12 protein-coding genes are annotated in these 16,129 nt (G+C 61.9%); 1 reads left to right on the forward strand and 11 read right to left on the reverse strand.

Translation table 11 applies throughout. The annotated features are described in order from the left end of the window. The 8 genes from KJP30_RS03205 to KJP30_RS03240 form a co-directional block, all read right to left on the reverse strand. Window positions 1-2,616: an AAA family ATPase gene (locus KJP30_RS03205; protein ID WP_218447557.1), complete on the reverse strand. Its 2,616-nt coding sequence runs from the start codon at window positions 2,614-2,616 to the stop codon at window positions 1-3. After that, window positions 2,613-3,746, reverse strand: coding sequence for a metallophosphoesterase family protein (locus tag KJP30_RS03210; protein WP_218447558.1), 1,134 nt, complete (start codon window positions 3,744-3,746; stop codon window positions 2,613-2,615). The genes KJP30_RS03205 and KJP30_RS03210 overlap by 4 nt, the downstream gene beginning before the upstream one ends. A gap of 52 nt (window positions 3,747-3,798) precedes the next feature. Next, window positions 3,799-4,185 (reverse strand): RidA family protein, encoded by a 387-nt coding sequence (locus KJP30_RS03215; protein WP_246594334.1) that lies wholly within the window; start codon window positions 4,183-4,185, stop codon window positions 3,799-3,801. 84 nt (window positions 4,186-4,269) lie between these two features. Beyond that, window positions 4,270-5,106 (reverse strand): amidohydrolase family protein, encoded by an 837-nt coding sequence (locus KJP30_RS03220; protein ID WP_218447559.1) that lies wholly within the window; start codon window positions 5,104-5,106, stop codon window positions 4,270-4,272. 12 nt (window positions 5,107-5,118) lie between these two features. Beyond that, window positions 5,119-6,198 carry a Gfo/Idh/MocA family protein gene (locus KJP30_RS03225; protein WP_218447560.1) on the reverse strand — a complete coding sequence of 360 codons (1,080 nt, stop codon included), beginning with the start codon at window positions 6,196-6,198 and terminating at the stop codon, window positions 5,119-5,121. Window positions 6,199-6,335: 137 nt separating this feature from the next. Next, the gene (locus KJP30_RS03230) at window positions 6,336-7,316 is read right to left on the reverse strand and encodes a sugar-binding protein (protein WP_218447561.1); all 981 of its coding nucleotides are present in this window, start codon (window positions 7,314-7,316) and stop codon (window positions 6,336-6,338) included. 43 nt (window positions 7,317-7,359) lie between these two features. Then, window positions 7,360-8,418, reverse strand: a complete 1,059-nt coding sequence (locus KJP30_RS03235) for an ABC transporter permease (protein WP_218447562.1) — start codon at window positions 8,416-8,418, stop codon at window positions 7,360-7,362. Continuing rightward, entirely contained in the window at window positions 8,415-9,155 is a 741-nt protein-coding gene (locus KJP30_RS03240) for an ATP-binding cassette domain-containing protein (protein WP_218447563.1), read from the reverse strand. The genes KJP30_RS03235 and KJP30_RS03240 overlap by 4 nt, the downstream gene beginning before the upstream one ends. A 540-nt stretch (window positions 9,156-9,695) precedes the next feature. Between KJP30_RS03240 and KJP30_RS03245 the strand changes: the two genes are divergently transcribed. Next, the gene (locus tag KJP30_RS03245; protein ID WP_218447564.1) at window positions 9,696-12,776 is read left to right on the forward strand and encodes a DUF4214 domain-containing protein; all 3,081 of its coding nucleotides are present in this window, start codon (window positions 9,696-9,698) and stop codon (window positions 12,774-12,776) included. Between the two features lie 77 nt (window positions 12,777-12,853). Here KJP30_RS03245 and KJP30_RS03250 read toward each other — a convergent pair whose 3' ends face one another. The 3 genes from KJP30_RS03250 to mtoX form a co-directional block, all read right to left on the reverse strand. Further along, on the reverse strand, window positions 12,854-14,047 hold the full coding sequence (locus KJP30_RS03250) for a cytochrome-c peroxidase (RefSeq protein ID WP_218447565.1): 1,194 nt from the start codon (window positions 14,045-14,047) through the stop codon (window positions 12,854-12,856). After that, complete coding sequence (locus KJP30_RS03255; protein ID WP_218447566.1) at window positions 14,044-14,754, reverse strand: SCO family protein; 711 nt, start codon at window positions 14,752-14,754, stop codon at window positions 14,044-14,046. The genes KJP30_RS03250 and KJP30_RS03255 overlap by 4 nt, the downstream gene beginning before the upstream one ends. A 61-nt stretch (window positions 14,755-14,815) precedes the next feature. Further along, the gene (gene mtoX / locus KJP30_RS03260; protein WP_425515694.1) at window positions 14,816-16,129 is read right to left on the reverse strand and encodes a methanethiol oxidase; all 1,314 of its coding nucleotides are present in this window, start codon (window positions 16,127-16,129) and stop codon (window positions 14,816-14,818) included.

A 16,129-nucleotide genomic window follows, 5' to 3' on the forward strand; every position in this document is an offset into this window, starting at 1 on the left:
TCAGAGATCCAACAAACTGTCCGGTGCCGGCGACAGCGGACGGATCTGCAATTGCTGTCCACCCAGATCCCGAAAGGCGCGCTGGCGACAGGTCAGGACAAGGATCTGCACGTCAGAGGCCTGACGGTGCAGGGCGTCGAACATCTTTTCGATGCGGTCGTCGTCGGTATAGACCAGCGCGTCATCAAGGATCACGGGTGCCGCGCGTCCATCCTGCGCCAGCAACCGGGCAAAGGCCAGCCGGACCAGCAGCGCCAGTTGCTCCTGAGTTCCGCCAGAGAGGATATCCATGGCTTCCTCCTGCCCGTGCCGGATCAACCGGCGCGGCAGCAAGTCCGCATCATCCCAATCCAGTTGGGCCTCTGGCCACAAAAGATGAAGAAGCGGACGCAAGGCATTGGCAACGGGCGTAAAATACTTGTCACGCGCGGCAATTCTGGCCGCTTCCAAAACCGTTTCCAGCCGCTTCAGAACCGCCACGTCCCGGGTGATCCGGGCGAGGTCGGTCTGCGCAATAGCCAGATCCTGCCGCAGTTCTTCCAGTCGCTCTTCGACAGCCCCCTCGGCGCTGCGGCGGACCCGTTCATCCAGCCGCGCAAGATCAAGGTTCAACTGCGCTATCCGTTGTTCCGCCGCTTCATGAGCAGAGCGCGCACGGGTCAGGGCGGCCTGAGTCAAAGCCAGATCCGGCGCATCGGCCTGAGCGGCGGATTGCTCAGCTTCTGCCGTAGCCAAAGCCTGCCTTGCGGCCTCCAATTCTGCCTCCGATGTTTCGGCCGTCTGGGCAAGCGCTGCTCCGGCCCGGTCCAGCCGGTCTGCGGCCGCAAGTGCATCGGATTGGCTGCGGGCCTGCGCGGTGCGGGCTGCCTCCAGCCGGTCGCGCGCGGTTTCAAACCGGATTTCGGCGGCTTGCCGGGCGGCTTCGGCCTTGCTGCGCTGCGCTTCGGCCTCGGGCAACGGCAAGGGGGTGGGCGCATCCTCGGACGCCGGCGCGGGCAGGGCGGCCAGCCGCGAGCGCAGATCCTCTAGCCCGTCCGGAGCAAGGGCACGCAGGCCCGCGGTGGTTTCGGACAGCCGCCGTTCCGCATCGGCACGTTGGCGCGCAGCGCCCCGCGCGGCATCGACATCGGGCAGGTTCAAGGCGGCCAAGGCAGCGGCCAGCGCCTCTTCGGCCTCGGCTGTTGCACCTTCCTGATCGGTGCCACCCGGCGTGAAACGAAGGTGCCCGACACCGGCAACCTCAAGCACTTCGGCCTGCAACAGCGGCACAGCGGTGCCGCCGGGCAGCGCATGTCCTTGCCGGATGACCGTACCGTCACGGCCCGCTTCATAAGTGATCTCCAGCCGCGCCGCGCTGGCGGCCTGCAAGGCACGTGCCTGATCGCGGGCCTGAACCAGCCGGTCGATCCGCGTCATCGCCTCGGGCGCAGGCCCTTTGGCCACGTCCCGGCGCGCTGCATCCGCTTGCGCCTGCAATGCCTCGGCCTGCGCAATGCGGCGGTCGAGCTCCTGTCGTTGCTGTGCGGCTTCAAGAGCGCGCTCCGCGGTTTGCGCGGCGCGCAGCGCGGTTTCCGCCTCTGTCAAAGCTTTGCGCGCCTGTTGCAGCGTGGTCCGCGCCTCTGCGGCTTCGGTCTCGGCGTGCCGCTGCGCGGTTTCCGCCTCTGTCTTGACCGCTTCGGCAGAAGCGACCGATTGCGCCGCCGTGTCACGTTCGACCAAAGCCGCCGCGCGAGTCTTGCGGCGCGTTTCCAGCCCTTCCAACCGCAAGCGCGCGGTTTCCGTGGCCCGGGTCAGCCGGTCCAGCTCCAGAGCATGACGTTCGGCCGCCACCTGTGCTGCGGTTGCCGCCTCCAACCGCGCCTTGCGGTGTTGCTGGCCCTCGGGATCGGTCAGATCCTTCAGTTCATTGCGGGCGCGGTTGCGGGCCGACAGGTCGCTCTGTAGCTCGGCAACGATTTGTTCATGGGTTTCCAGCGCGGCCTGCAATTCCTCGACACGGTCCTGCACAGCCTTCCACGGGCCTGTCTTTAATGGACGCCCGGTTGCGGTGACATAACGGCCGAGTTCTTCGCGGCAAAGTTTGAGGGCCGCATCCATGCGGGCACCGCCGGTCATCGTATCGACCTCACCCGCAATTGAAGACAACAGATCACGCCGCGCCTCGCGCGCCATATCCTGCGCCTTCTTGCCGCTTTCATCGAAACCGGTCAGCCCCTGCCGCACCCATAGCAAACCCGCCGGGCCGCCAGCGTCCGCAGCGGCCAATCGGGTGATCCATTCTTCGGCGGCATCCGCCTGCGCGATCAGTCGCCCGTTCTGAAGGATCTGCGCGCGGGGTTTGGACAGCCAACGTTTGGCCACTGTGAATTGGCCCTGATCCGTTTCTACCTCGGCCAGCACTTCCGGAGCGCCGCCCGCATGTGGTTTCAAGGCGTTTATTTCCTTAGGTTTCTGATTGTGCGCGGTGAAGAAAAGCGCCTGCAATCCATCGAACAGCGTGGATTTTCCCTGTTCATTCGGAGCACTGAGAACGTTCAAGCCATCAGCCAGATCGGTGATTTCCACCGGGGCGGTAAAACGGCGCAGGTTCTGAACGGCAATACGGCGCAGTTTCACGATGCGGGCTCCGTCACATAGGCATACAGGCGCGCCAGTGCCTCCGCGGCGACACCACGGTCCTCCGCCGACAGATCCGGGTCTTCGGCTTCGGCCCTGAGGGTCTCTGCCGCCTGCCGAAGCGCACCCGCGTGGTCGATCGTGTCCAGATCCACCGTTTCCAGCAGCGTTCCCAGCGTGTCGGTCCGCACTTCGAAAAAGGCGAAATCCGGTGCGGTCCGGGCCGCGGCGCGGATCAACTCGGTGCGTTGGGCAAGGCTGGCCCAGCCGGTGGCCCGCAGGCGCATCAGAATGTCCCGTCGTCCGCTGTCGGGCAGGTACGGGGCAAGCGCCTCTGTCCCATCCATACCGGGCTGAACTGGAAGTTCTTGGTCGGTCCAGAAGAACTGTCCGGTTTCAATTTCGGCCACTTTTGGCACGGCACCGGGGCCGGATAGGGTCACGGCAAGACAGATCCCGCGCCGCCCATGTTTGAACCTGTCCTGTTCAGGGCAACCGGGATAATGAGTGCGTGCGTCCACCGAAAGGCGGCCATGCCAGTCGCCCAGCGCGAGGTAGTCCAGCCGGGCGCGCGCCGCCCGGTCAGGCGCGATATGCGCGCCGCTTTCGTCGAAATCGGTCACACCGCCATGGGCAAGTCCGATGCGCAGCGCACCATCGGGCGACGGCATATCATCCAGCACATCCGTCACGTCGCGCCCCGGCGCGCGATGGCTGATCGGTACGGGCAGCAGGCAGGCGTTTTCGGACATCATCGTCGGCGCCGAAACGGTCAGTGGCCGAACATTGGCCGGTGCGTCCTTGGCCAGATGTTCCCACAGCGGCTCCGCGTTGGTCAGATTGTCGTGGTTGCCGGGCAAAAGCCACCACGTCAGCGACGGGTCTTCGGCCATGACACCAAGAGCCTGCCGCAGCACGGTTGGCGACGGGGTTGCCGTGTCGAAACTGTCGCCGGCCAGAAGGACATGGGTCGCTCCCTGATCCCGGGCGACCTGTGCCAACCGTCCGATGGCCGCGTGGCGGGCTTCCATCAGGCGACCGCGGATATTTCCGTCCTCGGGCTGCGGGATGTTGGCAAAACGCCGCCCCAGGTGAAGGTCTGACGAATGGATGAAACGGAAACTGGTCATGGCGCTCTCTTTGCGGCCACTCTTTCAGCCGCATGCGCAGAGTGCAATCGTTTCAGGGCCGCAGCGCCATGACTTCGATTTCGACCAGAAACTCGGGCCGGGTAAAGCCCGACACGATCATCAGGGTGGAGGCGGGCAGAACCTTGGCATCGGCCAGCCAGGCGTCGCGCGCCGCCATGTAGCCCTGCATATCCGCCCGGTCCGTGACAAAGGCATTGATGCGCAGGACGTGATCCTTGGATGTGCCGCCCTCGGCAAGGATCGCCTCGATGTTGGCAAAGCAAAGGTGGGCTTGTGCCTCGGCGCCCACGGGAATGCTTCCATCCTTGGCCAACGGCAGCTGCCCGGAGGTCAGGACAAGGTTTTCCGTTGCAACGCCATGGGCATAGCGTGCAAAGGGCGGGGCGATGGTATCAGGGATAAGGCTGTCGATGGGCATGGGCTTACTCCGCTCTTGGCCAATGGGCCACCCGCAGACGTGTCGCGCGCCCGGCCCCCGGTTGTCAATGCAAGGACATGCGCCTCAGAGCCGATAGAACCCTTCGGCCGTCCTGCCAAAAACCCGGTCGCGGTCCTCGGGCGACAGCCGCGCGGTCAGCCGCTGCGCCATGTCGTGCCATTCCGCATAGTCGCAGCGCAACCGCGCCACGGGCCAGTCTGATCCCCACATGACCCGGTCGGGGCCAAAGACATCCAGCACATGGTCGGTATAGGGCCGCAGCAACTGCTCCGATGGCATCTGATCCGCTTCGGTCACCAATCCGGACAGCTTGCAGAAAACGCCGGTATCTTGCGCCAGCCGCGTCATGCCCTCGGCCCAGCCGGCAAGGTTTTCTGCCGAATGGTCGCGCAACTGTGGCTTAAGGCAGTGATCCAGCACCGCCCGCATCTGCGGATAGCGGCGCAGCAGTTTCAGAAATGGATCAAGGTGGCGCGGGAACCCCAGACAATCAAAACTCAGATCCAGCGAGATGATCTCTTCATAGGCCCACTGCACCTCGGGTTTCAGCATCCAGTTGCTGTCGGGAATATCCTGTATCATCGGACGGACGCCCGCGAATTTCGGATGCCGGGCCAGTCGCCTCAGAACATCCCGCTGACCGGGATCCTCGAAATTGATCCATCCGACAACCTTCGCCACATGCGGCGTGCAATCGGCGATCCCCAACAGATAATCCGTTTCCTGCACCGAAGGCGCCGCCTGCACCAGAATCGTGCGTGTGACCCCGGTGGCGGCCAGGCCGGGCCCAAGGTCAACCGGGTGGTAGGGGCGCGTCAGAACCGGATGATCCACCGGCATCCATCCATAATCTCCACGCGCGGGATGCCAAAAGTGATGATGCGCATCAACTTGTGCCATACAATCCTCCGTCTAAAGCACCAGCCGCCGGTTCGTGCGCGGCAGATGGCGCGCCGTCCCGGGACCGGGATGAGAGGGACGCGCGGGCAAGGCAATCTCCTGCGAACGGCCGCTTGCCATCGCGGCCTCGATGGCGCGCATGATCGCCACATCCGCCATCCCTTCGGCGCCGTCATCCTCGGGCGGGGATCCGCAGAGGATACAATCGCTGAAATAGGCCAGCTGCGCCGCGAAATGATCGCAGTCCTGTCCCACACCGCTCCCGGTTTTCGCACCATCGGAGTATTGGCGAAACATCACATCGGTTTCAAAACGAAACCCCGGGTCCACCTCGATCGTGCCCTTGGTTCCCAGAACCATATAGCTGTCGCGCGCATCCGCGCCGAAACTGGCAACGAACTGCGCCAGCCGCCCCTTCGGAAAGCGCAAGGTCACCGCCACGCTTTCCTCGACTTCCGTGAACCGCGGATCATCATCGCCGAGGGATCCCATCGCGGCAACCTCGACCGGTTCGGCAGCAAAGACATGCCGCGCGGCGTTCAGGCAATAGACACCGATATCCTGCAAGGGCCCGCCCCAGTGCCGCGCCTTCAACCGGTGATTGCCCGCATCCGACTGGAAGGCAAAGACCGAACTGAACACCCGGGGATCGCCAATCACACCCTCCCGAATGCGCGCCAGCACTTCGCATGTGCCCGGATCATGATGCAGCCGATAGGCCGTCATCAAAAACGCGCCACTGGCCTGCGCGGCGGCGATCATCGCCTTGCATTCGGCCAATGTCGGGGCCAGCGGCTTTTCAACCAATGCATGTTTTCCCGCCTTCAAGGCACGGATCGCGAAATCCGCATGCAGCGAATTGGGCAAGGCGATATAGACGGCGTCGATCCTGTCGGAAGCCAGCAGCGCGTCGTAATCCGCATATTCCAGCACCTCGGGGATGCCGTGAAACCCCGCCAGCCGCCCGGCCGCATCCCGGTTGCCGCTGACAATGGTGGCAACCTCTGCCTGGCGGACCTGCGCGACCGCCGGTAAAAAGGCAATCTGCGAAATCCAGCCAGCCCCGACCACCGCATAACGTACCCGTTCCAATAGCGGCCTCCCTGCTTCCTCTTGGCAAAAATACTCCGGGGGAGGCCGCAGGCCGGGGGCAGCGCCCCCTTGCCCGGCCTCACCATGCAAACGGCGACACATTGCAGCGCCGCCGTTCTCCACCTCTGCCTTGCGCCTTACTTCACGCAGGTGTCGATGTTGTCGTTGTTGCAGACATCCAGACCGGTAAAGATCGGATCCTCAACATCTTTGCCCTCGGCAATCTCCTTGAGGATATACATGGCCTTATAGCCCATCTCATAGGGGCGCTGTCCGACCAGCCCGTTGCCAAGACCATCCTTGGTCTGTGCCAGCTGCATTGGCAATGTGTCGGCCACGACAATTGTCAACGCACCGCTGTCCATCTTGCCTTTGTAGGGTTCCGCCGCATTCCGATAGGCATTGTCGAACCACTGGGTAAAGGCCCCCGTCGACAAAAAGGCCGTCAGGTCCGGGTTCGCGGCAAGGATATCCGTCAGACCCTGCACCGCGACATTGCCATCGTCATTGGTGATGAGCGGGCAACCGGCAATTTCGGTCCAGCCATTGTCACCGTCCAGCGGACGGCCCGGCGGATCGCCCAGTTCCATCCCGGCAAGGGTTTCGCGGGCCCCCAGCAGACGCTCATTGTGGTTTGCCGCCGCGGCGCCGCCGGTTTGCAGACAGATCGTGCCGCCATCGGGATGGCGCGCCATGACCAGTTCGGCCAGGTGGACACCGATGTTATAGTTGTTGGTGCCCACGTAGGTGGTGCGCAGCGCCTTGTCCTCGTCCAATAGATCCGAGTCCCAGGTCATCACCGGGATACCGGCGTCCACGGCCGCCTTCAGAACCTTGGCCATGGCGGGCGCGTTCGAAGGCGCGACGGCGATCCCGTCCACTCCCTTGGTAATCAGGTCCTGCACGATCTGGATCTGTTCCAGTTCGGTGTGTTCGCCGGGGCCGATGTATTCGCAGGTCACATCCGCCAGTTCCTCTTGCGCGGCGTAACAGCCATCGCGCGCAAGATCGAAGAACGGGTTGTTCATCGCCTTGGGCACCAGCGCAAATGTATACTCCGCCGAGGCCATCATCGGGGCCATGGCACAGAACGCCGTTGCGATCAGTAATTTCTTCATGAGTATCCTCCCTGGTACATGAAGACTGGTGAAACGGGGATCGTTACTTGCCCCCGCGATTGCGAAGCTGTTCCAGCAGAACTGCAAGAATGAGGAACAGTCCGACAAAGAACTGCTGCCAAAGCGCCGGGATACCGGCCAGCAACAGGGAATTGCGGATCAACTCGACCAAGGCGGCGCCGATGGGCGCGCCCAGTGCATAAACCACGCCGCCCATCAGGTTGGCGCCGCCGATGACGCTGGCGGCGATCACGTTCAGCTCATAGGTGGCGCCCATGCCGTTGGTGGCCGATCCAGTGTAGCCGATGAACATGAAGGCCGCGATGCCGGTGCAGATCGAACAGACCATATAGACCGAGACGATCACCCGCTCGACCGGGATGCCCGAAAGCTTGGCCGCATGGGCATTGCCGCCGATGGCGATCACCCAGCGGCCCCATTCGGAATAGCGCCAGACCCAAAGGAAAAACAGCGTCATCGCAATCAGAACCCAGACGACGTTGGGCACACCCAGCAGACTGCCGCCGCCGATCCATTCAAAGATCTCCTGATCGGGGCCGAATTCGTAAACCATCTTGTTGTTCGAGATCACCATGGCGATGGACCGCGCCATCGCCAGCATCCCCAGTGTCACGACAAAGGGGGCCAGCCGCACATAGGCGATCAGGACCCCGTTGATGAATCCGATCAGCGCCGCGGTGCCGATACAGGCCAGAAAGCCGATCTCGACCCCCCATCCGGCTTGCAGAACCAGTGCAAGATTGATGCCACAAAGCCCCAGCAGCGACCCAACCGAAAGATCGATGCCCGCGGTGCAGATCACAGCGGACATGCCCAGCGCCATGATGCCGAAAAAGGCAAGGTTGCGGGTGATGTTGAACATGTTGCGTTCAGTCAGGAAGGCGTCGGACACAAAGGTCATCACGAAACCGATGGCAAGGATCGCCACGAAAACCCAGAACGGCTGGGTGCGGATGATGGCCCCGATCCCAGACACCTCTTGGCGCAGGGTGATGCTGTCGTCGATGGCGGCATGGTCCACGGTCGGGGTTTGCGCGGTCTTGTCATGCGCCGCTTGCGGGGATTGCGTGCTGTCGGTCATGCTGCCTGTATCGCTCCGATGATAAGACCCGTGACTTCCTCGGGGCTGGTGTCGTCAATGCGTTTGTCGGCGACCTTGGTGCCGCGACGCAAAACCGCGACACGGTCACAAACCTCGAAGACATCGGGCATCCTGTGGCTGACAAGGATCACCGCGTGCCCCGTCGCCTTGAGCCGCTTTATCAGGTTCAGAACCTCGGCCACCTGTCGGACGGAAATTGCCGCCGTCGGTTCGTCCATCAAGACCAGCTTGGGATCGGACAGCCGGGTGCGGGCGATGGCGACCGCCTGACGTTGCCCGCCCGACATCTGTTTCACAAGATCGCGGGGACGGGTTTCGGATTTCAACTCGCCGAACAGTTCGCCGGCTTTCTGGTACATGGCCGCGTGGTTCAGTTGCCGGAACGGCCAGATCCCCGTTTTGATCTCGCGGCCAAGGAACACGTTGGCCGCCGCCGTCAGGTTGTCGCAAAGCGCAAGGTCCTGATAGACGATTTCGATGCCGTTTTCGCGGGCGTCGATGGGTTTCGAGAAATGCACCGGTTTGCCGTCGATGCGGATTTCGCCCGTGGTCGGGGGGAAATTCCCGGCAATGATCTTCATCAGGGTGGATTTCCCGGCACCGTTGTCGCCCATCAACCCGATCGCCTCTCCGGGGCCGATGCTGAGGTCGACCCCGTTCAGGGCATGGATGGCGCCAAAGCTTTTCGTGACCTGTCTGAGCTCCATCAAGCTCATGCGTGTAACCCTCCCAAGTTCTGCACTTCGCGCCGTGCGGAACACACGACGGCGCAAACAGCCAACCGGGCGCGGCCAAGGCGCGCCGGGGGACCCGCGCCTGCAACGGCGCCCCAGAGATCAAGTGCAGTTTTGCCACCTTTGCGGTAGCAGCCTCCCGTTTGTGTACCGGAGTATGCCCAGTTAACGCTAAACCTCAAAGCCTTTAGAGGTCAAAAGAATGATGCGAAACGCATCAATTTTTGACGGGTGAATTCGGGCGCTGTCCCCGGATGGTCCCGACCAGCGTTCAAAAATGCTTGGCAATACTTGCGGATAAGCGGTTTCCCCAACGGTCTTTTGCACCAGCACGGAACGGTTTGAGCGGCCGGGCCCGCATGATCCCTGTGCAAAATCATGCAGGGTTTCCGAAAAAATTGACTCAGATCAATGCTTCCGGCGTGGTTTCGGAAAACATGTCGAAATCGAGATATTTTATTTGCGGAATGTTTCGAGCGACGAAATCACCAAGTACACCGGGAACGGGAGGGATCAGGAACCATGGCCGACCCAACAACCATCACGACGCCAACCTACAGCGTGACGCATGTTTTCAGCACCAACGACGTCACAGGCACCTATGACGGGCTGACGCAGGGAGATATTCCGCCCGGCGACCTGCCGATCGTCGATTTCACGGCAACGCCGATGATCACCAAGGACGGCGTGATGCTGTACCCGGTAGACAGCGAGTTCGGTTTCTACGTGACCGACTGGTCCGGTGCCGAAGACAAGATCCGTGATTATGACTATGCCGAGGGCTATGTCGGAAACCTGACAGGCCCCGCCGGCGAACAGTTGGGGATCGTGGTCTCCGACGCCAAGACCGACACATTCCAGACCCCCGCGGTGCTGGGAACATGGCTGGGCGGGCTTGGCGGCAATACGGTCAAGGCCTCGACCGAGCACTACAGCGTCATGCAACAGGTGCTGTCCGACCAGCGTTACCCGGGGGATCCGGATGCCGAATACCCGCTGGACGACAACCTGATCCTGCTTAGCCAGAACCCGGCATGGGACGGTCAATACGTGGCCGACATCCTTGCTGACCCGGTGGGCTATGGCGTCGTGGACAAGAACAGCGACGGGGTGCTGGACATCCGCGATCTGCTGAACCCGAATGAATCCACCATTGAATATGACATTGCCTACAGCAGCGATTACTCGGTGACGCTCAAGGACGATGGCAAGCTGCTGTATCGCTGGGGCAACCTGGTCAAACGCCCGAACGACATCCGGCTGGAAGCGACGATGGACCTGCCGGAGGAATGGAACGAGGCGGATGCCTCCAGCGGATTGATCCCGTTGTACAAGGTGACAGAGGCAGAACTGGTCACCAACCACACGATCACCAACAATCCAAACGATCAGATCCGCCCCGAAGATTTTGAAAACGAAGCGGCCATCGGCAGGCTGCCAACCTATGCAGTCATTCCCGACTATGATCTGGACGGCAACGGCCCGCGCGAAGTCTGGGTGTCCACAGCTGATTATTATGCCGGCGATGGCACATTGTATCCGGCGGGTACGATCCTCAAGGATGCCTGGCTGGCCGAACAGGCCGCCTTGTCGCCACTGGCGGCGCAGGGGCTTGCCTCGGAAGACATCCTTGAAGGCTATACCAACGCATGGTTCACCACCATGGACCGCGAACCCTTCGAGGCCGATATGGACGCCAACGGCGACTATATCTCTGGCCCGCGCTGGCGCTTGCAGCCGGACAAATACGGTCAGGACCTGCCCGGCGTGGTGATCCCGATCGACCCAAGCGACCCGCTGCCCGTCACCAGCGGAGAAGAGAAATACGTGGTTGGAACGGATGACACCACGGTCATCAACCTGCTGGACTGGGGCACACCCGTTTCGCCGCTGTCGATCAGCGCCGGTTGGCACAACAACAGCGGACTGGTGTCGGAAAACGGGCTGAACATGACCGACGGGTTCGACGTGGCCTTTTACGTCAAGGGCGACATCAAACCGGCAACGCTTTACGACACCACGCTGAACATGGTCTACGAGGAAATCCCGATCCACGACGCGGCCGTTGCAATCAATGGCACCGCCGGGGATGACCATCTGGTCGGGCAGGGCGGCAACACCTTTACGGGCGGCGCGGGCAGTGACCTCTTCGTTTTGTCCTACGGCAAAGACGGCGACACGGTTTATGCCACCAGCACGATCACCGATTTCACCGACGGCGAAGACGTGATCGGCCTGATTGATCTGGATGTGGACGACGTAAACTTCCTGTCCAAGGTCACGCAGGTCGTTGTGAATGGCAATCTTGAAATCTCGGTCAACGGCAACCGGATTGCGGTGCTGCAAGGCGTGACCGAGGCGCTTGGGCTGGAGGACTTCCTGCTGATCAATCGGCAGCCGGACGTGCCCGTCGACGGCACCAGCGGCGACGACCTGCTGGTCGGAACTGTGGGTGACAACATTCTGGACGGAATGGATGGCAATGACACCATTCTGGGTCAGGGCGGCGAAGACGTCCTGCTGGGCGGGGACGACGATGACGAGTTGCTGGCAGAACCGGTCAACGCGATCTTTGACACCGCCGCCGATCAGGTCTTCCGCATGTACCAGACAGCCTTTGACCGGCTGCCGGACCTGTCGGGGCATCTCAGCTGGACGCTGGGCATCGTGTCGGGTTCGCTGGACGTTCTGTCCATGGCGGCGACCTTCCTCAACACGCCCGAAGGCATCGCCACCTTTGGTTCCCTGTCCAACACGGATTTCGTCATCGCGATGTATGAAAACGCGTTGAACCGCCTGCCGGATGCCGGGGGACTGGCCTTTTGGGTGAACCTTCTGGACACGGGCGCCAAGACCCGGGCCGAGATCATGGTTTTCTTCTCGGAAAGCCCCGAGTTCATTGCCAACACCGGCCCCGAGGCGCTGGAGTTTTCGTTGGCGGGCCACCAGCAAAGCTTTACCGACGAGGCGTACCGCCTGTTTTTGGGCACGCAGGGCGTCGAACCGGATGCGGCCAGCATCGAGGCGATTGCGCTGGAACTGGCACAGGGCGACAGTCTGCTGGAGGTCGCCAACGACCTGTTCACCTCGGCAACATCGACGGCGCTGTTCGGTGGCACCACCAACGCCGAGTTCGTGACGCTGGTTTACGACATCTTGCTGGATCGCGGCGTGGATGCCGGCGGGCTTGCCTCGTGGACCGGGCTGCTGGACGCCGGAACACTGACCCGCCCGCAGGTCATCGTTGCCGTGGCACAAAGCGGCGAGGCCAAGACCAAGCTGGCGGATGATCTTGTCGATCACATGCGGGCGCTGGGTCAGGATGACTTGCTGGTAGGCGGGGCGGATGACGACGTGCTGTTTGGCGGCATTCTGTCCGACACCTTCCAGTTTGATGCGACCGAACCCGGTTCGGATGAGGTGGTTGCCATCGAAGCCTGGGACGTGTTGGAGTTCGCCAACTTCGGCTACGGCACGGCGGCGCAGGTTCTGGCCAACATGACCCAGGTGGGCGACGATGTTGTCTTTGCCGATCAGGGCGAAACCATCACCTACCTCAACACCCAACTGGGCGAGATCACCGAGGACATGATCCTCGTTTGATTTGGCCACAGCCAAAAAGGGGTGCCGCGCAGATCGCGCGGCACCTTTCGTGTGTCAGAGGGATGCCCGCGGGCGGGCTAGAAATTGTCCGGCGGGGCAACCCGTGCCTCGGCTGCAAGACAAGGCAGGTCGGGCGAGGTGAGGCTGCCAAGAAAAGCCTCGATATCGTCAATCTCTGTCTCTGTCAGGCCAAGGGGGCGGATGCGCGGATCCTGCTCCGGGTGCCGGACGCCCCCTTGGTTGTAAAAGGTCAAGACCTCGCGCAGCGTACCGAAATAGCCGTCATGCATGTAGGGCGGCGTCATGGCGACATTGCGCAAACCGGGGGTGCGAAAAGCCCAGCGGTCGGCGGGATCTTCGGTCACTTCGTAGCGGCCCAGATCGGCCTCACGCGGCGCGCTGACCGATTTGACAAGCGCAAAATCCACCTGATGCACCACCCCGGGTGCAACCTCGATCGGCAGGGTCAGGGGCGAGGACTGACGCTGATCTTCACGCATGCGGCCATACCCGGTGTCGTGGAACTGCTGATCGGTGAAAAGCCCGTTGTCGACCGTATGACATTCCGCGCATCCAGCCTTGCCGGCAAACAACGCGAAACCGCGGCGGGCCGCTTCGGGCATGGCGTCGGGGTCCGAGCCATCTTGCCAGAGATCAAAGGCACTGCGCCCGGCCACAAGGCTGCGTTGGTACGTGGCCAAGGCCGCGCCGATCCGGTCCAGAGAGGCGGGGGCGCCAAAGGCCGCCTGAAACAACGGCGGATAATCAGGCAGCGCGCGCAGCTTCGCCACAACATGGCCCGCCGATGGGTTCGCCATTTCGTTGATCGCCACAATGGGGCCGATAAACTGTGTTTCCAAAGCGATGTCGCGGCCATCCTGAAACAGAAGATCAAGGTATCCGACGTTTAGAAGCGTCGGTGCCGAGCGCTTGCTGCTGCGCCCCTCGACACCGACCGCGGTCTTGAGTTCCACGTTGGTAAAAGCCTGTTCCGGAACGTGGCACATGGCACAGGAAATCGTGCCATTGATGGAAAGGCGTCGGTCAAAGAACAGTTTGCGGCCAAGTTCGATCTTGGCACGGGTCGGAGGGTTGTCCTCGGGAAAGCGCAGGGTCGGCAGGCCGGCCGGTGGCGTCAGGATCCGGTCCAGCGCCTTGTCCGCCCAATCTTCGCGTGGCGGACATTCGGCCGGGGCCGAAAAGGCGGGACCGCCAAGGCACAGCAGCAAACCAAGGGTGAGCCGGCGCAGCGCAGGAGAAAGGATCGTCATAACCGGCCTTCCTCCATCAGCAGGGTTTCCACATCCGTCATCAAAAGCCGGGGATCGATCAGGCCCAGACCATAAACGTTGCGGATCACGCCATTGCGGTCGACCAGATACATGCGCAGCAGATGGTTCAGGGTCTCCTGATCGTCCGACCTGTCTACCACCTGACCAAACCCGTCAATGATCGGCTGCAACGCGGTTTGCCCACTGGTTGTCAGCACCTCCCAGGGTATTTTTCGGTCGGCGGAGTCGGCGTGGGTGATCGGATAGGCAAAGGAGTCGATGGCCGCGACGGTGTCGCGTTCGGGATCAAAGCTGATGGTCAGCAACTGCACGTTTTCGTTCAGGATCGGGGCGGCGATGCTGGCGTCGTGGATTTCGAACAGGGTCGACATGGCCAACGGACAGCCGTCCGTGTCGCCGCACATAAGATAGACGAAACTGACAAGGGTGATCTTGCCATCAAGGATCTTGGACAGCTGACGTTCCTGCCCATGGACATCCAGCACCGTACCGTCAGGCGCGGTCTTGATCGCATGCAGCGGATAGCTGCCCGGTGCGGGCGGGTCGAAATCGAATTCTGGCCCCACGGGAAACAATGCGGCTAGCGCCGCTGGTTCCGGCTCAGGTTTGAACGGCTGCACGACCCAGGCCGCAAGGGCCGAAACGCTCAGCAACAGGAAAGACAGGATAAGTAGCGGAGTGCGCATGGAACAGGCCCCTTGATACAGGAAACCGGCGGCGCACAATGCACGCCGCCGGACGAGGGGTTTACGAGGTATAAAGCTTGGACGAGCCAAAGCGCATGATATGCGCGCGGCCAAGGTTCAGCTTGTAGAAGTCGATCGAGAAATCCTCGACCAGTTCCGAACCATCCCACGTGTAGGCCTTGAGATACTGTTCGTCCGCCGCGCCTTTCTTGTCCCAGTTGGCCAACAGCGACGAGGTGAAATAGACCCGTTTGCCGTCCCAGCTTTGGCTGACCATGTTGACCTGCGCGCCAATGACCTTTTCGTAAATCTGTTTCGGATTGTGCGGATCGGACACGTCAAAGAGCCGGGTCTTGCCGTCCATGAAGGTGTTCACCCACAGGTGCTGATCGTCTGCGGTGATCGAGATGTCCACGGGCAGCGGAATATCGGCCGGGTTGCCGATATCTCCCACATCCTTGGCCTGCCATTCACCGTCTTCGTCCTCGTAGATCAGCCAAAGCTTTGAGGTCAGCGCCGTCGTGCTGAAGGCGTAGTTTGCATTCGCCCCCCAGGCAAAGCGGATCTCAAGCGGCGCACCCGGCACGTTGAAAACCTTCTTGGGCTGGCGTGTATGCAGATCCCATTGCACGATGGTATTGCCGAAACGCTTCATCGCCTCGGCATCCTGTAGCATCTGGCCAAAATCCATCATGTAATTCGACCAGCCCGTAAAGGACGAGGTCAGCATGACATTCTTGCGGATCAGGGCGCGCACATCATAGCCAAAGCCATCCGCCACCGCGCCGTCGACCTTGACCGCGCCTTGCAGGTCGGATTCCGTCGGGATCGGGTAGGTGGCGATGTATTCCCCGTCGTCATTGTATTCGACAAGAGCCGTGCGACCGCCATGGTCCTGATCGTTCGACAGGGCCGTGATCAGCATGCGTCCCGGCACCGCAAAGAAGGTATGCGGCCCGACAAAGCCACCGCTGTCGCTGACAAAGGTTTCGATGGTCTTGTGCAGGGTCGGCTTGGCCGGGTCGCTATGGACGTCGAAAATGAAGATGCGATTGGTGTCCAACCCACCGGCCCAGTAATAGCGGCGATCCGACGAAAACCCGCCGTGATGCGCCTCGTTCCGGCCCCCGACCGACAGGCTTGCGATCACCTGTCCGCGCGTCGGCGATCCGGGCCGCAGGTCGATCGTCACCAGCTTGTCCTGTTCGTCTCCCATGCCCTCGACGCCCAGCGTCCAGACATAGACGAATTCCTCGTGCCCGGTGATCTTGGGCATGTAGGGCGACTGGCAAGTCTCATCCGCCCGTGCCGCGCCAAAGGCGCTTGCCACCGCGATGGCCGAGGTTGCCGCCATCAGGAAATTTCTTCTGAACAT

The sequence above is a fragment of the Antarctobacter sediminis genome, from assembly GCF_019218285.1.
Lineage (GTDB): Bacteria > Pseudomonadota > Alphaproteobacteria > Rhodobacterales > Rhodobacteraceae > Antarctobacter > Antarctobacter sediminis.